The organism is Hymenobacter sp. AT01-02, from assembly GCF_000961955.2.
Classification (GTDB): domain Bacteria; phylum Bacteroidota; class Bacteroidia; order Cytophagales; family Hymenobacteraceae; genus Hymenobacter; species Hymenobacter mucosus.
On the sequence record NZ_JZIR02000016.1, the window covers coordinates 74,570 to 94,689 of the forward strand.

Genomic DNA, 20,120 nt, shown 5'->3' on the forward strand with positions numbered 1-20,120 from the left:
GCTGGTGGACTGGTTCTAATCGACGAGAATGCGCTTAATAAGACGCAATTTATGGCTGTACTTCTGCTGGTTACGGTTGAAGATGCCGTTGTGGTCGAGGGGGTCAATGCGTACTTCCCCACTAGCATGCAGGATTTGTTGCTCTTCCAGCATGAGCCCCACATGCACAATACGCCCTTCGGCATTATCGAAGAAAGCCAAGTCGCCGGGGCGCGTTTGGCCTACGAAGTGCACAACCTGCCCAAGCTGGATTTGCTGGTGAGCATCGCGCGGAAGCTGCACGCCAATGAGCCCGTACAGCTGCTGCATCAGCCCCGAGCAGTCGATACCAAACAATGTTTTGCCGCCCCACAAGTACGGCGCCTTAAGGAAGGTAAGAGCCATTTTCTGCAGTAAGCGCAGGCGCTGGTCTACGGGGCCATGGGGCCCGTGTCCGTTGGCGGGATTTGTGGCGGCTCCATTGTAAAATAGCTGCCGCTCGCCCAGGCGCAGGGTCATGCCATCAAAGAATGGTAGGCGCGCGCCCAAGCTCACGGGCAGGCGTGTCTTCTCGTCGCTTACCATTTGCACTACGTCCAACGTACGCGGATGATCCTGCGCGAGCCACGCCTGCAAGTACTCGGCCGATACCGGCGTATGCTGCTTGAAGTCTATCCAGCCCACGTACTGATCGGCCGCGCCCCGTACCTGGTACCAGTTTCCTTGAACGAGTAGGATAGAATAACAGTCGCCGAAAAGTAACTGGGTAACAATTTCGGCCTTGTCGGAAGGCTCGGCGCGTACCGGCACTACGCTCAGGGCGCAGATTCCGTGTTCCAAAACAATGGGAAGGTGAAATGGTGACATGAGGAGCCATTGCTCGTCATGGGCAAACGAAAGGCTTTCCTCGCGCTTGCTCTCGTTATACTTGCACGAAGCTCCCGCTTAAAATGCAACTAGCCAAATATCTACCTAAAAACTCCTTTCGCAGGTAGGGCTAGTAGTCCCGGGCACGGTCCATCTCCCGCTTCTGATCTTTGGCCTTCAGGTCGTCGCGCTTGTCGAACAGCTTCTTGCCTTTGGCTAGGGCAATTTCCAGCTTGGCAAATCCCCGGTCGTTGACGAACATACGGATGGGAATAATAGTGAGGCCCTGCTCTTGGTTTTTGTTAGCCAGCTGTTTCAACTCCCGCTTGGTGAGTAGCAGCTTGCGGGCCCGGGTAGGCTCGTGGTTGTTGTATGTACCCTCGGTGTACTTGGCAATGGTTAGGTTGTGCACCCACAGGCTACCATCGGGGTGGAAGGAGCAAAAGCCGTCTTGGATCTGCACGCTGCCATCCCGAATGCTCTTAATTTCGGTGCCTTGTAGCATTATGCCCGCATCGTACTTTACAATGAACGCATATTCGTGACTCGCGCGACGGTTTAGAATATTGACGCGCTTGGGCGTATCGTCTTTTTGTTTGGCCATGGGAAAGAGCCGCGGTGAGAGCGGCGTAAGCAAGATTCGCAAATGCGAGGGGCAAGGTTGCGAAATCTACCTAAAGTAAGGAAGGTAAGATGAAGCTATGCTAGCTTCAGGCGAGGGTCGGAGCTAACGAGCTGATCGGCAAAATCACCGGCTTGGTACTGAAACTCGGCGGTTTTGGCCACCATGCCCGCGTTGTCGGTGCAGTATTGAAAAGCGGGAATAAATACCGCCCAGCCTTGCACTACAGCTTCATCTTGCAACGCTTGGCGCAGACCACTATTGGCGGCTACTCCCCCGGCCAACGCTACTTGGGTAAGGCCTTGGTCGGCGGCAGCGCGGCGTAACTGACGCAAAAGTGTTTGGATAATGGTGTGCTGAATGCTGGCGCACAGGTCGGCCACGTTTTCCTGCACAAAGTTGGCGTTTTGGGCCGTTTCCTTCTTCAAAAAGTAGAGCACCGCCGTTTTCAGGCCACTGAAGCTAAAATCATAGCCGGGCATGGCTCCTACCGGAAATGGGAAGCGTGTAGGGTTACCCTGCCGAGCCAACGCATCGAGGTGGGGGCCACCGGGGTAGGGCAAGCCGAGCAGTTTGGCCGTTTTATCGAAGGCCTCACCGGCCGCGTCGTCAATGGTTTGGCCAATGATTTCCATATTCAAGGCGCTACGCACTACCACTAGCTGGGTATGGCCGCCGCTTACCGTCAGGCACAGGAAGGGAAATACGGGCCGGGGCTCTTCCACGAAATGAGCCAGAATATGGGCCCGCATATGGTTGACGGCAATCAGTGGCTTGCCCAAGGCGAGGGCCAACGTTTTGGCGAACATACCGCCTACCAGTAGGGAGCCCAGCAACCCCGGCCCCTGTGTGAAAGCCACCGCATCAAGTTGCTGTTTTGTGATGCCAGCTTTTTGCAGGGCGGCTTCTACCACCGGAATAAGATGCTGCTGGTGGGCGCGGGAAGCCAACTCAGGCACTACGCCCCCATATTGTTCGTGCACCTGCTGGGTTGCCACCACGTTGGAGCGGATTTCGCCCCCCATCAGCACAGCAGCCGAGGTGTCGTCGCAAGAAGATTCGATGGCCAGAATGGTAGGATGCATATGTTCAGTGAACCTAGTGAAGGAGCATCTGCGCTACTTCTCTAAAAAGGAAAAGATAACTGCGTGCCATTTCTTGGGCCTTCCTGGCGCGAGGAGAGCCGGTATTTATGGCTTGTTTTGACTGTAAAGGTCGGAGCAAAACACCAGATTGCCGACTACAGCGTTTTCTAGCTAACCCAAACGCCATCCTAAACGTTTTCGCGGGGCAGATGCGTAGGCAACGGTCGGGGTCAACCCTGTATCTTTGTTGCGACTCGCTCCTGGCTTCTCTCCCTCTTCCTGCCCGTGCCCCGGTTCCTATCCGTCATTCTTAAGGTTTTGTTTGCCCTGCTGGTGGTAGTGGTGCTGGCCGTGGCGGGAATTCTACTGGCCTTGCGGGTGCCAAGCGTGCAAACCTCGGTTGCCCAGCGGGCCGCCAGCATCCTCACCGAAAAGCTAGGACAGAAGGTTATTGTGAACCGGGTAGATATCCGTCCGTTTTCGCGGGTGCTACTGGAAGGCGTGCGAGTGCTAGACCGCCGCGGCAATGAGCTGTTCAATATTGGCCGGGCCGATGCCGACATCCGGCTGTTCTCCGTGTTTGACCCGTCCCACCTCCACGTGGGCAAGCTCACCCTGGAAGAGCCTCGCTTTGACTTGGTAACGTACAAGGATCAGCCCGACTCTACCTCCCTAGACCAGTTTATTAGGGCTGTGAAGCGCCTGATTGGCCCTTCCGACACAACCAAAGTCAGCAAGCCCTTCGACTTCAAAATTGAAGCTATTGCGCTGCGCAATGGCCGTTTCGTGTTGGAACGCCAGAATGTGCCGCGCATTCCGGAGTATGGGCGTACCATGGACTACGCCCACATGTACCTGGACAGCATCTATGCCGACGCTGACCAGCTATGGATTAAGGGCGACACGATTCACGCTAACATCAGCGGGCTGCGCACCGTGGATACCCCATCGGGCACGCGCCTGCGCGAACTGACCTCGAATATGACCTATTCGGGCAAGTTCTGGGAATTTGATAAGCTGATGCTACGCGTGCAGAACAGCCAGCTTAGCAACTACATTCGCTTCGAGTACGACCACTTCCTGAACTTCACCGACTTCAACGACTCGGTAAAGGTAATTGCCCGCCTCCAGCCCAGCCGGGTAAACTCCGACGACATTGCCAAGTTTGCGCCGCAGCCATTCATGCGCGACTTGAAAGAAACCGTTCTGATTTCGGGTGATGCCAAGGGGTACGTACGCAACTTCACTACCCGCAACCTAGATATTCAGTACGGCCGTGCTACCCGGGTGAGAGGCAACATCAACGTAGAAGGTCTTCCCAATATTAAGGAGAGCTTTGTGGAGATGCGCCTGCAGCCGTCAGTAGTAGATGGGCGCGATATTCGGCGCTACATTCCAGCTTCGGGGTGGCCCTACGTGCAACGCCTAGGTACGGTGAAGCTCCAAGGCCAGTTCCTGGGCTTCTACAACGACTTTGTAGCCAACGGCTCGTTCCAAACCGCGCTGGGCTCGGTGGTATCCGACGTGAACGTGAAGTTCAAGAACGACCCGCGCTACTCCAGCTACGAAGGCCAGGTGCGCACTACGGGCTTTCAGTTGGGACGCTTGCTGGGCGATGAGCGCACCGTGCGCGATGTGACCATGAACGGCAAGGTAGAAGGGGTAGGGTTTGACTTGCGCACGGCCCGCCTAACGGCCAATGCCACCGTGCAAAGCATTTGGCTGAACGGCTACCGCTACCGCAACATCAACACAAACGGGCGTTTTAGCCGGGAGTCTTTCACGGGTAAAATTGCTGCCAACGACCCAAGCTTACAGTTTGATGCGGACGGCACCATTGACGTAAACAAAGCGCGCCAAGCCTTCGATTTGCGCGCCCGTATTCGCCGGGCGGACTTGCGGGCCTTAGGACTCACCAAGCAGAGCGTAGTAGTTGCCACCACCGCCGACGTGAAGTTTCAGGGCTTGACTCTGGATGCCTTACTAGGGTATGCCCGCCTGCGCAACTCTCGGGTGAGCTACGCGGGCCGGGCCGTTCCCGTAGATACACTAGACATCATCAGCCGCTACCAAGCCGGGCAACGCCAAGTGTCCGTGCGCTCGGAAGTGCTGAATTTAGGGCTAGTGGGCAACTTTACGCCCAGCACGGTTATTCAGGACGTGACCACGCTTATCGAGGAGTATCGCCTCAACTTCCGTAGCAACGATGCTGCCATTGCCGCCTACTACCGGCGCAAGCGCCAGCGTACCCTTCCCGACTATCAGATTGCCCTGAACCTGTACCTGAAGCAGCCTAACCCCGTGCTGCACTTGTTCCTGCCGCAGCTCACGATATCGGACTCTACGCGCATTGATGGCTCTCTCCAAAATGGGCAGACTTCCATTTTTCAGCTTGGGGGTCACGTAAACGCCCTGCGCTACGATAGCGTGCAGGTAGTAAACAGCGACTTTGAACTTAACACCTCAAAGCTTCCCTACCAGCCCGAAGTCTTGGCCCAGGCCAGCGTAACCTCGGAGCGCCAGCGGGTACCAGGATTAGGGGCTACCGAGAAATTTTACGTGGAAGGCGTGTGGGACCAGGAGAAAATCAACTTCTCAACTTCATTGGCCCAAACGGGTACTACCAACCGCGCCCAGATCAACGGGGCCCTGGCCTTCCTCGAAAATGCCGTAAAAATCACCTTCCGCCAGTCTGGGGTGAATGTGCTGGGCAAGGACTGGACAATAGCGCCCAATAACTCTCTCCTAATTTCGGGGGGCGGCAAAGAGTTCGACTTCCAAAACGTTACGCTCAGCAACGGCAACCAAAGCATCAGCGCCCAGGGCTTCATTTCCCAGGATGATAACAAGCCCCTCGCCCTCACGGTGAAAGACTTTGAGCTTACCACTCTGAGCAGCCTAACGGGCGGGCAGAAGTTTGCGGGCCGAGTAAACGCGCTGGGTACCATTAGCGGGGTGTATGGTCAGCTGGTAGTTAACTCAACCCTACGCGTGGATTCGTTGCAGATGGACAACGTGCTCATTGGCAACGTGCAAGGCCGCGGCGATTGGGACAATACGGCCCGCCGCGTGGCTGTGAACCTCGACGTGGAGCGCGACAAGAAGCGGGTGGTAGCCGTAACGGGTACGTACACGCCGGGAGCCGAAACCCAACAACTAAACCTGATGGGCGTTCTTGACCAAGCGCCCGTTAAGCTGGCCGAGCCTTTTCTCAGCACCCTATTCCGCGACTTGGGGGGTACGGCAGTGGGCACCCTACGCCTCACGGGCAAGCTAAATGCGCCGGTGCTTACTGGCAACATTGACGTAACTGATGGGCAGCTGACCTTTATCTACCTCGGCACTACCTATACGTTCTCAGACCGAATTCGCTTCTTGGAGGATCGAATCGCACTGCAAAACATCACCGTGCGTGACCCGCAAGGAAATAGTGGAGTGGTGAACGGCAGCATCTTCGAGCAGGGCTTTCAGGACATGCGGTTGGAGCTGAACGCGGCCTTCCGTAAGCTACAAGTGCTCAACACCACCCGCAAAGACAACGAGCTATACTTTGGTCAGGCCTACGCCACCGGCACGGCCGTCGTGCGCGGCCCCGCCGACAACCTATTTGTGAACGTGACAGCGCGCAGCGAGGCAGGCACCCGAATTTCCTTGCCCTTTGATAATGCCGCTAAAGCTGAACAGGCCAAGTACATCAAGTTTGTGAACCGGAACCTGCCCGACACAGCCCGCGCCCGCCAGGCAGTAGAAGTAGCCGGTACCACCGACCTGTCGGGCATCCGCCTGAACATGAATCTGGACATCACGCCCGATGCTTACTTAGAGCTTCTCTTGGATGAAAGCACGGGTGATATCATCCGCGGGACGGCCACCGGACAGCTACGCCTGAACATTGATACCCGCGGCGACTTCAACATGTATGGGCAGGTAGAGATTGTGCGAGGAGCGTACAACTTTACGCTGCAAGGCTTGGTGAACAAGGAATTTGTGGTACGGCCTGGCGGCACGATTGCCTGGAATGGCGACCCACTAGCCGGCGAAATGAACGTAACGGCAACGTATACCCAGCGCACTTCCTTGGCCCCCATTTTGGCTACGAACACGGCGGTGGTACCCGTGACGGCGGTGATGAACCTGACGGGTCCCATCCTACAGCCCATTATTCGTTTGAACCTGGAGTTCAATGATATTCCGTCGTCCTTGGAGGGCGATTTGGCTCCGTTCCTTTCTTCTCTGCGAAACGACGAGCAGGAGTTAAACCGCCAGGTATTCAGCCTAGTGGTATTTCGCCAGCTGACTCCAATAGGGTCTCTAGCCGTGACACGTTTGCAGGGTGAAAACAATGCGCTGGGCAACAGCCTTGGGCAGATTATTTCAACCCAGCTAGGCTTGCTCACGTCGCAGATTGACCCGAACCTGGAAATTAGCTTTAACCTGAACGGACTCACAGCCGAGGACTTGCAAGCCCTGCAATTGCGCCTTAGCTACTCATTTATGAATGGGCGCCTGCGCATTACCCGCGAAGGAAGCTTCGGTTCTACCTCGGCTAATGGTTCCAACCCCCAGCTCGCCAGTACGCAAACTTCCCTCATTGGCGACCTGAGCTTAGAATACTACCTGCGCCCCGATGGTAAGTTCCGGGCCAAGCTACGCTACGAAACCACCCCGCGCGACCTTACCGCTCTGGGCCAAGCTACCAACCAAGCGCGGCTGGTATTTCGGTGGTGCACACCGAGCAGTTTGATTCGTTCCGGGAGCTATTTGCACGGCGCCGCCTCCGCCGCCGCGACCAGAACGCCCGCAAGGCCCGGGAATTGCAAATAGACGACGATCCCCGCACCAGTATGTAACTAGCGTGCGGTCGGCCCGGCAAGCTACCTGCCCCGTGCGCCTACACACGCTATATATCACCCATTACCCCGCACCTAATGCAAACCCGACCGACCCGCAAGAAGAAACTAGGCAGCTACCCCCACACCATGGTAGTGTTTAGCATTACGCTGGCGCTGCTGGTAATTGGGTTGTTTGGGATGCTGCTGATCCACGCCCAGAAGCTTTCAACGCTGGTAAAGGAAAACCTGGAAATGCAGGTGTACCTAGACCGCAACTTGCCAGAAACGCAGCTTCTACGCCTACAGCAGGACTTTTCGCGCAAGCCCTACATTGCCTACAAGGACCAGCAGCCGCAAGTACGCTTTCTATCTAAGGAAGAGGGGGCCAAGCAGCTCATTGATCAGACGGGCGAAGACTTCCAGCAGTTTCTGGGCGACAACCCATTGCGCGACGCCTACTTGCTTAAAATCAATGCCGACTACGGCGACGCTAAGAACCTGAGCCGCATTCGGGAAGAGTTGCGGCAGGAGCCGGGAGTATTTGAAGTAGAGTACGTGGAAAGCCTTATTACGTCCGTCAATAAGAACCTGCGCAATGTGAGCTTAGTACTCCTAGGCTTTGCGGTGGTGCTCACCTTCGTGGTAGTAGTTCTAATCAACAATACCATCAAGCTAGCTTTGTTTTCGCAACGCTTCCTGATCCGGTCTATGCAGTTGGTGGGGGCTACTCAGTCGTTTATTCAGTGGCCTTTTTTGCGGCGGGCCGTGTGGCAAGGTTTGGTCAGCGGCCTATTGGCTGGGTTGCTGTTGCTGGCTTTGCTGCAATACGCCTACCTGCAGCTAGAAGAGCTACGCTTGTTCCGCGATGAGCGCCTTATTGGGGCCTTGGTAGTGGCGCTGGTTATCCTGGGCATGGGCATTGGTTTCCTTAGTTCTTGGCGGGCAGTGCGCAAGTATTCGGGGATGTCGCTGGACGAGTTGTATTAATGAAATACCGGGTTGGTTGAATTTGCGTCAACCCTTGTTCGGAACCTTCCTACCTTTGTGCTATGGAACAGAACACCACTCCTCGCTTCGCCTTCGGGCCCCGCAACTACCGGCTTATGTTTATTGGGCTAGCGGTGTTGGCGGCTGGCTTCATCACCATGACGCTGGACAAAGAGGATTACGGCGAAGGATTTTTGGGCATCACCTTGGGCCCTATTCTGCTAGCTATTGGCTTTCTAATTGAATTTTGGGCCATCATGCTAAATCGACGGCTGCTCCTATTGCCCGCGACGTGGCTACGACAAGCACCGTTCCGTCGCAACCGGTGCCACCCGTTGCTACGCCCGCCGCTCCGCAAGCGCCTACTTACAAGCGCTAATCTGCCGCCTCTACCCACTCCACGCAGCACGTCATGCTGCGCTTGCTATAGCAGCTTCTGCCTGGCTAATCAATGAATTAGCAGTCACCAGAGCGGCTACCTAGCAAGCGCAGCATGACGTTCTACTGTATCGGTAGCTTTCTAATCAAGTCTACGTCTTACACGCCCCCTCAAGCTCCTCCTTATGTCGTATTGGCACGCGCTGCTACTCGCTATTGTTGAAGGCCTCACCGAGTTTCTCCCCGTTTCTAGCACGGGCCACATGATTATCGTGGCCAACTTGCTCGGTATTGGTCAGTTTGCCTTCACCGATACCTTCATCACGTCCATTCAGTTTGGTGCTATTCTGGCGGTAGTGGTTTTGTACTGGCGGCGTTTTCTGCAGAGCTTCGATTTCTATCTTAAGCTAGCGGCAGCCTTTATTCCCTTCGGTATTCTGGGCTTCGTACTCAAGGACTACATTGAGGAACTCCTGAAAAGTGTAACGGTAGTAGCTGCTTCGCTGGTGGTAGGCGGTATTGTGCTGTTGTTCATTGACCGGTGGTTTTCGGGTGCCCGCAAGGAAGTGACTACCCCAAGCTTCCCGCAGGCCATCAAGATTGGCTTGTTTCAGTGCTTGGCCCTCGTTCCGGGCGTATCCCGCTCGGCGGCTACCATTGTGGGTGGACTATCCCAGGGTTTTGACCGGCGCTCGGCCGCCGATTTTTCCTTTCTGCTGGCGGTACCCACCATGTTTGTTATCACGGCCTACCAACTGTATAAGACCTACAAAGTAGCCGCGCCCGGTGCCGAGGACATTAAGCTGCTGCTGTTTGGCAACGTAGTAGCCTTTATTGTGGCGCTGTTGGCCGTGAAGTCTTTCGTAGATTTTGTGTCGCGTTATGGCTTTCGTGCGTTTGGGCTCTACCGTATTGTGGTGGGCATTGTTATTCTGGTAATGATTGCGCTGGGCATTCCGCTCCAGATTATTTAACCTTCTGTATGAGCGACGCACAACAACCGGCCGCTACTCCTCGCTTCAATTTTGAAGAAGGGGAAGTATTACTTCTCAACAAGCCTCTGACCTGGACTTCCTTTGACGCAGTGCGCAAGGTGAAGAATACGCTGCGCATCAAGAAAATTGGGCACGCCGGCACCCTCGACCCCTTGGCCACTGGCTTGCTGATTTTGTGCACAGGCAAGAAAACCAAGCAGATTGATCAGATTCAGGCCCAGGAGAAGGAATATACGGGCACCTTCCGCCTAGGTCAAACTACTCCAAGCTTCGACCTAGAAACGCCCGTGGATAGCGAGCTACCCTACCAGCACCTTTCAGAGGCTGACCTGCTTGCGGCGCTTCCCCAGTTCACGGGCCTCATTGAGCAAACGCCCCCGCTATTTTCGGCGGTAAAGGTGAACGGCGAGCGAGCGTACGAAGTAGCACGCCGCGGCGACGCGGCCGAAATCAAGAGCAAACAAGTCACCATTACCACGTTTGAGCTTACGCGCGTTGCCCTGCCCGAAGTAGACTTTCGGGTGGTGTGTTCTAAGGGCACCTATATCCGGAGCCTTGCCCGTGACTTTGGCGCCGTTCTTGGGGTAGGGGCGCACCTAACCAAGCTAGTGCGCACGCGCATTGGCGAGTACAAGCTCACAGACGCCCTAACTGTTGATGACATTCAGGCTTTGCGGCCGCCCCGCCCGGAAGGTGAAGCAGACCGTCCGCCGCGCCCGCGGCGGGAACGGCAGCCCGAGCGCCGCGCCGGCTTGGAGTACTACCACGCTAGCACTACTGCCCCCGGCGCAGAAGGCGCCGCCCCAGAGCCAGCTTCGTAAGGCACCCAAACGATTGGCTGCCCTATCCTATTGATTTTAGAAGTACGTATAAGGCACGGAGCACCGCTTCGTGCCTTTTTTGCGGTTTGTACTGCATCTTTGTCCCAGCTTCATTTTTACCACCTCATCTTCACACCTGATGCACGTTTTTCGGGACCCCGCGCAGTTTCCGCACTTGGGCAATGCCGTTGTTACGACGGGCACTTTTGATGGGGTGCACCTAGGACACCAGCAGATTTTGCGCCGCCTCTGCGAGGCAGCCAGGCAGAGCGGAGGTCCCAGCGTAGTTATCACCTACTGGCCTCACCCCCGCCTAGTGCTGGCCCCCCCCCTTTCTCACCCTGAGCCCCTAGACCTTCACTTGCTCAATACCTTGGATGAGCGAATTGAGAAGCTAGCCGAGTTTGGCGTAGATTACCTGCTTATCGTACCCTTTACCCGGGAGCTAGCCAGCTGGACATCGGAAGAATACATCCAAACTATTCTGCTGCGTACGGTGGGCACCAGGACCCTCGTTATCGGCTACGACCACCGCTTTGGCAAAAACCGCGAGGGTGGCTTCGACTACCTCAGCCAACACTCCGGCCGCTACGGTATGCAAGTGGAGGAAATTCCGCGGGAGGATGTAGATGCCGTAGGTGTAAGCAGTACCCGCATCCGTAAGGCCCTGGAAGCTGGCGACGTAGCCACCGCCAACCGCCATTTGGGCTACAGCTACCCGCTGACGGGCACGGTAGTGAAAGGCCGCCAACTGGGCCGTACCATTGGCTGGCCTACGGCCAACATTCAATGTGCGGAAGCGCTGAAGCTGATTCCTGCCCGGGGAGTGTATGCCGTAATGGCTACCACAGCGGCCGGCACTCACCATGCAGCCATGCTTAACATTGGCGTGCGCCCTACCGTAGGTGGCAACTTGGCCCAAACCGTGGAAGCGCACCTGCTCGACTTTGATGGCGACCTGTACGACCAGCTGCTCACGGTGCAGTTTGTGGCCCGCCTACGCGACGAGCAGAAGTTTGAGGGCCTGGATGCTCTGAAGGCCCAGCTTTTTCAGGACGCCGAAGATGCCCGCCGACACTTGCTAGGCGGCTAGGCCCCCGGCAACGGTCTTCGTCGTTGACGGCGCTTCTCCAGGCCTCGTACTTTTTGCTTCATGGTAGCTCCCATACTGCGCATACGCTTCCTGGTGCTTGCTTTGCTGATGGGGGCAGGAAGCTACCAGGCCCACGGACAAGGAACCCTGAGCGGCATTGTGCGCGACTCCCTCACGCGGGAACCGCTGGAGCTAGCCAGTATCTTTCTGGCCAGCACCACCTACGGCGCCAGCACCAACGACAAGGGCCAGTTCAGTGTTCGGAATGTACCGGCTGGGCAGTACGACCTCATTATTTCCTACCTGGGCTATTCGCTCTACAAGCGCACCATCACGGTGGGCAACGGCCCGCAAACGCTGGATTTGCAGCTAAAACCTTCAACTCAGCACCTCCAAGAGGTAGTCGTGCGGCCCGGCTCAAACCGCCCCGGCGACTACGAAAAGTTTGCCGAAACCTTCTTGGGCCGCACTGTTTTCTCGCGCCAGTGCCGAATTCGCAACCCCAAGGCCGTGTACGTGCAGTACAACGCGGACAGGAATGAGCTAACGGCCAGCAGCCCTACGTTCTTGCAAGTAGACAACGCAGCGCTGGGCTACCGCATCAAGTACTACGGTCTGGAGTTTACGCTCAATTTTCGGGAGCAGTACATGTCGTTCTACGGATGGCCGGTATTCCAGGAAATGAAGCCCCGCAACGAACGACAGCGCCAGCAGTGGCTGCAGAACCGGCAGCGGGCCTACCGGGGTTCCTTGCCTCATTTTCTGCGGAGCGTGTACCTGAACCAGGTAGCCGCCGAGGGTTTTCTGGTTCAAAAGATGCGCGTCGTTCCCAACCCCCGCTTTCCCCGGGCCGACAGCCTGGCGAAAGCCCTACGCCAGGCGCGGCACAACCAGCCTTTCTCCCCCGCCGACCAGGACTCCATAGCTCGTTGGACGAAAGTCCCGCGGGCCTTTTCGCTACTATACACGGCCCCACGCCCCATCGACAGCCTGCGAGAAACGGACTCTGGTAGGGTATGGCTTCGGTTCCGTGATTATGTACAGATAACGTATCGGCATGAGGCCCCCGACCCCAACTATCAGCCCGTGCGGCCTGTAGGTGCTCCTTCTCTGCCCGCACCTACCCAGCAGGTTTCTACCCTAATGCTGCACCCACTGCGGGCTGAGGTACAAGCCAACGGGCAATTGCTAGAACCACTGGCCGTTTTCACGGATGGGTACTGGGGGTTCGAGAAAATGGGTGAATTTTTACCCACTGATTATCTTCCGCCCACTTCGGCGGCACCTGTTCGCTAACCATCCTTTTCCCACCCACCTTCTTTCCATGATTAACAAAGTAGTAGCCGATGCTCCCACGGCCCTTCACGGCCTCTGCGACGGCATGACCCTAATGCTCGGTGGCTTCGGCCTGTGCGGCATTCCCGAAAACGCCATTCAAGAAATCTTGCGCCTCAAGGTGAAAAACCTCACTTGCATCAGCAACAACGCGGGCGTTGACGACTTCGGGATTGGCCGCCTACTACAGGCCCGACAAGTCCGCAAGATGATTTCCAGCTACGTGGGCGAAAACGCCGAGTTCGAGCGGCAGTTACTGTCGGGCGAGTTGGAAGTAGAGTTGATTCCGCAGGGCACCCTGGCGGAGCGGGTGCGGGCAGGTGGTGCGGGCATTCCGGCATTTTACACGCCCGCCGGCTACGGCACAGAAGTGGGCGAAGGCAAAGAAAGCCGGGAGTTTAATGGCAAGATGTACCTGCTGGAAACTGCTCTGCACGCCGACTTTGCCTTTGTGAAAGCCTGGAAGGGCGACACGGCGGGCAACCTGGTGTACAAGGGTACGGCTCGCAACTTTAACCCCATGATGGCCACGGCAGGCAAGATTACGGTGGCGGAGGTAGAAGAACTGGTTCCCGCCGGCGAGCTAGACCCAAACCATATCCACACACCGGGCATCTTTGTGCAGCGCATCTTTCAGGGCCAGCACTACGAAAAGCGTATTGAACAACGCACGGTGCGGCAGGGGTAGGCAGCCTCTCAATTCCGTTCCTTTCTACCTGCCTCTTTTATGAAACAGACAACCCTCGCACTTCTTTTCTTGTTCGGTGGCGTTGGCGCTTCGGCGCAAACAGTAGCCCCCGCCAAGCCTCGCTCCAGCGCCGCTACTACGCTGAAAGCAGCTCCGGCTTCACTGCCAGCCATTGATGCCTTACTACGGGAGTACACGGCCGACAACCGCGTGCCCGGCGCTATAGCTCTCATTGCCCACGACGGAAAGATCGTGTACCGCAAGGCTTTTGGGGTGGATGATGAGGCAACTCAAAAACCCTTGCGGGAGGACGCCATTCTGCGCATTGCCTCCCAAACAAAGGCCATAACGAGTGTGGGCGTAATGATGCTTTATGAGCAAGGCAAGTTTCAGCTCGACGACCCTATCTCGAAGTATCTGCCGGCTTTTCGCAATCCGCGGGTATTAGCCACGTTCAACGAGAAGGATTCTACTTACACCAGCGTACCGGCCCGCAGTGAGGTCACCATCCGCCAGCTGCTGACTCATACTTCCGGTATCAGCTACCCCGTAATCGGTACGAAAGAGGCACGGGCTATTTATGCGAAAGCGCAGATTCCTAGTGGTATTGGCACCCCGGGCGGCACCCTTGCCGCCGCCATGAACCGGCTAGGACCGTTGCCGCTCATGCACCAGCCCGGCGAGCAGTTTACCTACGGCCTGAGCGTAGACGTGCTAGGCTACCTAATCGAAGTAGTATCGGGACAAACGCTCGACCAGTTTCTTCGGACGCGCTTGTTCGAGCCCCTGTCCATGCGCGACACCTACTTCTACCTGCCCGCCGCCAAGCAGGCGCGCCTGGCCGTGCTGTATACCGAGGACGCCAACAAGAAAACCGCTAAAATGGGGCCGCGCGATGGCATGACGCCAGATTACCCCAAAGCGGCTGGCACCTACTTCTCGGGGGGCGCCGGCCTGTCGTCTACCATCGATGACTACGCCGTGTTTCTGCAAATGCTGCTCAATGGCGGTGAATACCAAGGGCGTCGTCTGTTGAAACCCGCCACGGTGCGCCTCATAACCAGCAACCAAATTGGCACCGTCAATCAAGGGCAAAACAAATTCGGGCTGGGCTTTAGTCTGACTACAGCTACCTCGGCGGCGCAAACTGGCCTTTCTGAGGGCTCCTTCGAGTGGGGCGGCATCTTTGGTACTACCTATTGGGTTGATCCAAAGGCGAAAATTGTGGCCCTGCTCTATACCCAGAAATACCCCAACTCTGCCGGTGGCGACTTGGCTGGCAAGTTCAAGCGCCTGGTTCGTCAGGTGGTGATTGAGGCCCCTGCCTCACCGGCGAAATAGCCACTTCTACCTTCTCTCCCACCCTGTTCTTACTCCCACCCCTATGCTCGATAAGCACGGCATTGCCAAGCGCATTGCACAAGAAGTACAAGACAATTCTTACGTTAATCTGGGTATTGGCATTCCTACGCTGGTAGCCAACTACATTCCCGCGGGCATTCACGTAGAGTTGCAGTCGGAAAACGGCCTGCTAGGCATGGGGCCTTTCCCCACCGATGAGGAGGTAGACCCCGACCTCATCAACGCGGGCAAGCAAACCGTTACGACGTTACCGGGTTCCAGTATCTTCTCCTCCGCTGATTCATTCGCCATGATTCGCGGCGAGCATGTGGACCTGACGATTCTGGGGGCCATGGAGGTTTCCGAAACCGGTGATATTGCCAACTGGAAGATTCCGGGCAAAATGGTAAAGGGTATGGGCGGCGCCATGGACCTCGTGGCGTCGGCCAAAAATATTATTGTGGCTATGCAGCACGTCGCCAAAGATGGCAGCAGCAAGTTGCTACCGGCCTGCACGCTGCCCATCACGGGCCTGCGTTGCGTCAAGAAAATAGTAACGGAGCTGGCGGTTCTCGATGTGACGCCCGACGGCTTTGTACTGCGCGAGCGGGCGCCTGGAGTGAGTGTAGAGCAAATTCAAGCCGCAACAGCCGGCAAGCTGGTAGTACCCGGCGAAGTACCCGAAATGGTGCTATAACCCGACTTTATTGGGCCTGTAAACAGTCTATAGTCTCACCCTGTGCGCTTCTCCGAACGCTAGGCCTAACAGTAATGGGTTACCTACCCCCTAGCAAGGACGGTAACCCATTACTGTTAGGCCTTGTATTTTGAGGAGCGGCCAGCACCATTGCAACACAATTAATCTATCCTACTGAGCGCAATACATCCTTGCAACTAGCGCGTGCGAAAGTAGCTTGCGCCATAATACGCTCGGCAGCTTCACGCGTGAAATGGGAAAAGTAGCGCTGAAGATGAGCCAAGGCGGCGCTGGCACTGAGGCCGCCGCCGCGTACGGCTTCGGCCAAATAGTCGGCCAAAATATCGGGGTGGCCGGTAAGGGCTGGAAACTCGTGCTCGGTTTTGTACCGGGCCAAAATTTCTACCCGTAGCCAGTCGGGGGCCCCGGGCACCTGCTCTAATAGGCGGCGCATGACTAGCTGCACTTCGTCCATGAACAGGATGCGGGCCAAGCCCGTAGGAGCTGGCACGGCTTGGCCGGCGGCCGCCACAAGTAGCACCGCGGCTGGGGTAGTAGCCTGCCACTGCGCCACGGCGGCCGGCGCGCACAGCCAAGCCGTAGCCGGAAAAGATTCCGGCGCAGCCAACAGACTTCCTAAAGTCTGAAAACGACGTTCTTCGGGCGGTAGCATAGCGCAAGGTACAACACGGCGCCCGGACGGGCGAACCAACAGAAAGGTACGGCTGGCTTTACAATGTGAGGTAGTGCCTTTGTTCCTGCTTGTACTCCTTTCTAACGTTGCCTTGAAAACCATCTTTTCAGCGGTGCTACCATCCCTGTAGCCTATACTTATCTCATCGGGTGCAGTTCACCACCAAGCAGCTTACTAGGTGTACCATCCGTGTAGTTAATGATGTACCTAACGACCATCAAGGCCCAACCACGGATTGTGTTGTGTGGTTATCTCTGCTGGCTTCCTATACTTGCCAACTGCTTATAAGATTCTATTTTTTCCACAAGTGTCTTACTCACCAAGTGCAATTCTACTTTTCCCAAGTCATTGGGAAGGGTAACGAGTAATTGGTACTGGTGGCTCAAGCCAAACAAGGCAGATTTTTTCCTCCACCGGGCCAATTGCCGACCAGGGAATGTGCAACGGAGGGTGATTGAGGCGAAACAGAAAGAGCACGGCCAACCCCAACCCAGCTGTGCCGAAGCGAAGCGTTAGGCCCCCACGGTAGCGCGAACCAGGACCGATACTTCCTTGGTTGCGCAACGTGCCCGACTCAAACCCGGCTGACTCGACATACACGACTGAGTTATTAGGCAACAAACGGAAGTATTGAGCCAACCGGGCTTAGCCTCCGAGGGGAACAACCCAAATTACTAGTAGCCACAACCCTACAAAGGCTACTGGAAATAAGCCGAGTATTATTGACGCTGCGGTATTCATCTGCTTCTATATCTGATAGTAATTATTTACTAGACACTTATTGATGGTAGCTTGCAGACTCTTGCGCTTGCTTCTCCGGTAGTGCACTCCGCCGCGGAGCATTCGCAGAGCTACTGAGCTTTTTTGCCGCCAAAGTTGTTGTGCACCCGTAAAACGGACCTACTGTCGCGTCGGGCGCGGTAGGTTTGCTTTCTTTCTACCGACATTTTGTACTTCGTATATGGCCACTGGTTCTCATGCAAAATCTGGCGGCGGCCCCGCCAAAAAGACTACACTACCGGGTATGCCTACTGCCCCAGAGTTAATGACTCCTACCGCTATTCCGGCCCACCGGCTGGTATTGCGCACCTTAAAGAAAGCTGACTTTAAGGCAGTGAAGCAAATCATGGACAAGGTATACTCCAATATGGAGGGTGCCTGGGCTCAGGATGAGTACAACGCCTTACTGCGCAAGTTTCCTGAAGGGCAGATCTGCATTGAGGATAATGGGCAGGTAGTGGCCGCGGCGCTGGCCATTATTGTGGAATACAGCAAGTTTGGCGACAAGCACACTTACGCCAAGATTACGGGCAACGGCAAGTTTGACACCCACGACTCGGATGGCGACACCCTGTATGGCGTGGACGTATTCGTGGACCCCGAGTACCGAAGCTTGCGCTTGGGCCGCCGTCTGTATGACGCGCGCAAGGAACTGTGCGAAAACCTCAACCTGCGCGCTATGGTAGCCGGGGGACGCATTCCGGGCTACGCGGCGTATGCCAACGAGATGACGCCGGCCAAGTACGTGGAAATGGTACGGAATAAGGAACTGACGGACCCTATCCTCACCTTCCAACTGGCCAACGACTTCTACGTGCGGAAGCTGATCCGGGGCTACCTGCCCTACGACTCCGAATCGAAAGCCTACGCAACGCTGCTAGAGTGGATTAATGTGTACTACGATGAGGAAGCCGACAAGCTTATCGGCAACCAGAAGTCCAACGTGCGCATTGGCATTGTGCAGTGGCAGATGCGAGCTACCCAAAACTTGGAGGACTTCTTCCAGCAAATGGAGTTCTTTGTGGACACCGTTTCGGGCTATAAGGCCGACTGCGTGCTGTTCCCCGAGTTTTTCAATGCGCCCATGATGGCCCTCACCAACGAAGAGTCGCCGGCCGTTGCTATTCGCTCCATGGCAGCTTTCACGGAGCCCATCAAAACCAAAATGATGGAGTTGGCCGTGAGCTACAACATCAACGTCATTGCTGGGTCCATGCCGCTTTACGATGATGGTAAGCTGTACAACGTAAGCTATTTGTGCCGCCGCGACGGCACCGTGGACGAGCAGTATAAGCTGCACGTAACTCCCGACGAGGCTAGCTACTGGGGTATGCGCGGTGGCGACAAGCTCAAGTGTTTTGACACTGACTTCGGCAAAATCGGCATTCTGATTTGCTACGATGCCGAGTTCCCGGAGCTGGCCCGTATGCTATCCGACGAGGGCATGAAAATCCTGTTCGTGCCCTTCTGGACGGATACCAAGAATGCTTACCAGCGTGTGCGTCTTTGCGCGCAGGCGCGGGCCATCGAAAACGAGTGCTATGTGGCTATTACGGGCTCAGTAGGCAACCTACCGCGCGTAGAGAACATGGACATTCAGTACTCGCAGAGTGCCGTATTTAGCCCATCGGACTTTGCATTCCCTCACGATGCCATCGTGGCCGAGGCTACCCCGAATACGGAGATGACCCTTATTGCCGACTTGGACCTGGACCTGCTGAAGGACTTAAACACCAGCGGAGCCGTGCGCAACCTGCGCGACCGACGCAAGGATTTGTACTCCGTGAGCTGGGTAAAGAAAACCGAGCGGGACGATGAGTTGCTAGCCCAAGGTGAGGAGCGCGCTCCTAAAACGTCCAGCCGCCGCAAAGCCGTGTCTGCTGGTTAGCACCCCCTGGTAGCGCCATAGTTACGCTCTTTTCACGCTTACTGAAAAGCCCGCCCTATGTGGTGGGCTTTTTTGTTGGTACAGAATTCGGGAATAGGTACGGAGCCTGCTGTTTTTGATGTAAACTGCGGCCCCCTAACGTCACCTATTCTCTTTTCTTCCATGAAGCGCGTCCTCATTACCGGGGCCAACCGGGGCCTGGGCCTTGAACTTACCCGCCAGTACTTGGAGCGGGGCAACACCGTGTTTGCCACCAGCCGCCAGCCCCAAGCTGCCGCTGATCTGCAGGCACTTGCGGCCAGCCACCCAGGCAAGCTGCACCTCATTGCCCTTGATATCACAAGCGAAGCCTCCATTGGGACGGCGCGCCGGGCCGTGCGGGCCGTTACGGCGGGCCTTGACGTTCTAATTAACAATGCTGGTATTTTCCCCGGTGCCGGGCCAGAAGACCCTGCCAACCAACGCTTGGGCGAGTTTACTTCGGACAATGCCCTTACGGTATTTCAAGTGAATGCCGTAGGGCCCCTGCTTGTCACGCAAGCCTTCCTCGATCTACTAAAGGCCGGCGACAAGCCTCGCATTGTTAGTCTCTCATCTGGGCAAGGCTCACTCACCTGGAAAGCTTCCGGAGAGCCTTACCATTATTCAGCTAGCAAAGCAGCCTTGAACATGTACATGCGCGCTTTGGCAGCTGAGGTAGGCCACCAGGGCGTCATTTCGGTGGTAGTAGACCCCGGCTGGTTACGTACGGGCATGGGAGGCAGTGCTGCTACCCTTTCCCCCTCCGACTCGGCCCGGGGTATTATCCGCCTTACGGATCAGCTACACGCCGAGGAAAACGGCAGCTTCCTGACGTGGCAGGGGCAACCCGTGCGTGGTAGGGTAGTATAAATTTTTGTGCATGCCTGCGGGTGGTTCCCATTTGGGGACCACCCGCTTCGTTTGTTGGCTAGCTCAGCAACAGCATTTTAGCTTACTGAACTCAACTCAGTGTGACAAGGCGTTCATTTTGAGAAGATTAAAAGTATATTAAAATAA

Annotated in this window: 16 protein-coding genes; 12 read left to right on the forward strand and 4 right to left on the reverse strand. The window is 56.1% G+C overall.

The window, feature by feature from the left end; genetic code table 11:
• Positions 1 to 15: 15 nt before the first annotated feature.
• The 3 genes from VI25_RS07225 to tsaD form a co-directional block, all read right to left on the reverse strand.
• Complete coding sequence (locus VI25_RS07225; RefSeq protein ID WP_236704940.1) at positions 16 to 819, reverse strand: C40 family peptidase; 804 nt, start codon at positions 817 to 819, stop codon at positions 16 to 18.
• A 157-nt stretch (positions 820 to 976) separates the two neighbouring features.
• Positions 977 to 1,450 carry an SsrA-binding protein SmpB gene (gene smpB / locus VI25_RS07230; RefSeq protein WP_045688520.1) on the reverse strand — a complete coding sequence of 158 codons (474 nt, stop codon included), beginning with the start codon at positions 1,448 to 1,450 and terminating at the stop codon, positions 977 to 979.
• Positions 1,451 to 1,545: 95 nt separating this feature from the next.
• Entirely contained in the window at positions 1,546 to 2,553 is a 1,008-nt protein-coding gene (gene tsaD / locus VI25_RS07235) for a tRNA (adenosine(37)-N6)-threonylcarbamoyltransferase complex transferase subunit TsaD (RefSeq protein WP_045688521.1), read from the reverse strand.
• Between the two features lie 285 nt (positions 2,554 to 2,838).
• Between tsaD and VI25_RS07240 the strand changes: the two genes are divergently transcribed.
• The 10 genes from VI25_RS07240 to VI25_RS07285 all read left to right on the forward strand — a co-directional run bounded on the left by VI25_RS07240 (position 2,839) and on the right by VI25_RS07285 (position 15,720).
• Positions 2,839 to 7,377: a translocation/assembly module TamB domain-containing protein gene (locus VI25_RS07240; protein ID WP_055562391.1), complete on the forward strand. Its 4,539-nt coding sequence runs from the start codon at positions 2,839 to 2,841 to the stop codon at positions 7,375 to 7,377.
• Positions 7,378 to 7,481: 104 nt separating this feature from the next.
• A complete protein-coding gene (locus tag VI25_RS07245; protein ID WP_045688524.1) occupies positions 7,482 to 8,372 on the forward strand; it encodes a cell division protein FtsX in 891 nt (296 codons plus the stop codon).
• A gap of 62 nt (positions 8,373 to 8,434) precedes the next feature.
• A complete protein-coding gene (locus tag VI25_RS23280; protein ID WP_072144770.1) occupies positions 8,435 to 8,827 on the forward strand; it encodes a DUF3098 domain-containing protein in 393 nt (130 codons plus the stop codon).
• Between the two features lie 108 nt (positions 8,828 to 8,935).
• The gene (locus tag VI25_RS07255) at positions 8,936 to 9,724 is read left to right on the forward strand and encodes an undecaprenyl-diphosphate phosphatase (RefSeq protein ID WP_045688525.1); all 789 of its coding nucleotides are present in this window, start codon (positions 8,936 to 8,938) and stop codon (positions 9,722 to 9,724) included.
• Positions 9,725 to 9,732: 8 nt separating this feature from the next.
• The gene (truB, locus tag VI25_RS07260; protein WP_045688526.1) at positions 9,733 to 10,566 is read left to right on the forward strand and encodes a tRNA pseudouridine(55) synthase TruB; all 834 of its coding nucleotides are present in this window, start codon (positions 9,733 to 9,735) and stop codon (positions 10,564 to 10,566) included.
• Between the two features lie 139 nt (positions 10,567 to 10,705).
• Positions 10,706 to 11,659: a bifunctional riboflavin kinase/FAD synthetase gene (locus VI25_RS07265; protein WP_055562392.1), complete on the forward strand. Its 954-nt coding sequence runs from the start codon at positions 10,706 to 10,708 to the stop codon at positions 11,657 to 11,659.
• 60 nt (positions 11,660 to 11,719) lie between these two features.
• Positions 11,720 to 12,955, forward strand: a complete 1,236-nt coding sequence (locus VI25_RS07270) for a carboxypeptidase-like regulatory domain-containing protein (RefSeq protein ID WP_045690263.1) — start codon at positions 11,720 to 11,722, stop codon at positions 12,953 to 12,955.
• 28 nt (positions 12,956 to 12,983) lie between these two features.
• Positions 12,984 to 13,682, forward strand: coding sequence for a CoA transferase subunit A (locus VI25_RS07275; protein ID WP_045690264.1), 699 nt, complete (start codon positions 12,984 to 12,986; stop codon positions 13,680 to 13,682).
• 39 nt (positions 13,683 to 13,721) lie between these two features.
• A complete protein-coding gene (locus VI25_RS07280) occupies positions 13,722 to 15,023 on the forward strand; it encodes a serine hydrolase domain-containing protein (RefSeq protein ID WP_045690265.1) in 1,302 nt (433 codons plus the stop codon).
• Between the two features lie 43 nt (positions 15,024 to 15,066).
• Positions 15,067 to 15,720, forward strand: coding sequence for a CoA transferase subunit B (locus VI25_RS07285; RefSeq protein ID WP_045690266.1), 654 nt, complete (start codon positions 15,067 to 15,069; stop codon positions 15,718 to 15,720).
• 166 nt (positions 15,721 to 15,886) lie between these two features.
• Here the strand turns inward: VI25_RS07285 and VI25_RS07290 are convergent, their stop codons facing one another.
• Entirely contained in the window at positions 15,887 to 16,393 is a 507-nt protein-coding gene (locus tag VI25_RS07290) for a hypothetical protein (RefSeq protein ID WP_055562393.1), read from the reverse strand.
• Between the two features lie 1,045 nt (positions 16,394 to 17,438).
• Here VI25_RS07290 and VI25_RS07300 point away from each other — a divergent pair.
• Both VI25_RS07300 and VI25_RS07305 read left to right on the forward strand, forming a co-directional pair.
• Complete coding sequence (locus VI25_RS07300) at positions 17,439 to 19,082, forward strand: bifunctional GNAT family N-acetyltransferase/carbon-nitrogen hydrolase family protein (protein WP_236704941.1); 1,644 nt, start codon at positions 17,439 to 17,441, stop codon at positions 19,080 to 19,082.
• 162 nt (positions 19,083 to 19,244) lie between these two features.
• The gene (locus VI25_RS07305) at positions 19,245 to 19,973 is read left to right on the forward strand and encodes an SDR family oxidoreductase (RefSeq protein ID WP_072144772.1); all 729 of its coding nucleotides are present in this window, start codon (positions 19,245 to 19,247) and stop codon (positions 19,971 to 19,973) included.
• The last annotated feature ends 147 nt before the right edge of the window (positions 19,974 to 20,120 follow it).

Bases quoted from the DNA above. Each gene is read 5' to 3' on its own strand.
- VI25_RS07275 (WP_045690264.1), top strand. From the start codon at position 12,984: ATGATTAACAAAGTAGTAGCCGATGCTCCCACGGCCCTTCACGGCCTC.
- tsaD (WP_045688521.1), bottom strand. From the start codon at position 2,553: ATGCATCCTACCATTCTGGCCATCGAATCTTCTTGCGACGACACCTCG.
- VI25_RS07285 (WP_045690266.1), top strand. From the start codon at position 15,067: ATGCTCGATAAGCACGGCATTGCCAAGCGCATTGCACAAGAAGTACAA.
- VI25_RS07245 (WP_045688524.1), top strand. From the start codon at position 7,482: ATGCAAACCCGACCGACCCGCAAGAAGAAACTAGGCAGCTACCCCCAC.
- VI25_RS07300 (WP_236704941.1), top strand. From the start codon at position 17,439: ATGCCTACTGCCCCAGAGTTAATGACTCCTACCGCTATTCCGGCCCAC.
- VI25_RS07290 (WP_055562393.1), bottom strand. From the start codon at position 16,393: ATGCTACCGCCCGAAGAACGTCGTTTTCAGACTTTAGGAAGTCTGTTG.
- VI25_RS23280 (WP_072144770.1), top strand. From the start codon at position 8,435: ATGGAACAGAACACCACTCCTCGCTTCGCCTTCGGGCCCCGCAACTAC.
- truB (WP_045688526.1), top strand. From the start codon at position 9,733: ATGAGCGACGCACAACAACCGGCCGCTACTCCTCGCTTCAATTTTGAA.
- VI25_RS07270 (WP_045690263.1), top strand. From the start codon at position 11,720: ATGGTAGCTCCCATACTGCGCATACGCTTCCTGGTGCTTGCTTTGCTG.
- VI25_RS07255 (WP_045688525.1), top strand. From the start codon at position 8,936: ATGTCGTATTGGCACGCGCTGCTACTCGCTATTGTTGAAGGCCTCACC.
- VI25_RS07280 (WP_045690265.1), top strand. From the start codon at position 13,722: ATGAAACAGACAACCCTCGCACTTCTTTTCTTGTTCGGTGGCGTTGGC.
- VI25_RS07305 (WP_072144772.1), top strand. From the start codon at position 19,245: ATGAAGCGCGTCCTCATTACCGGGGCCAACCGGGGCCTGGGCCTTGAA.
- VI25_RS07265 (WP_055562392.1), top strand. From the start codon at position 10,706: ATGCACGTTTTTCGGGACCCCGCGCAGTTTCCGCACTTGGGCAATGCC.
- smpB (WP_045688520.1), bottom strand. From the start codon at position 1,450: ATGGCCAAACAAAAAGACGATACGCCCAAGCGCGTCAATATTCTAAAC.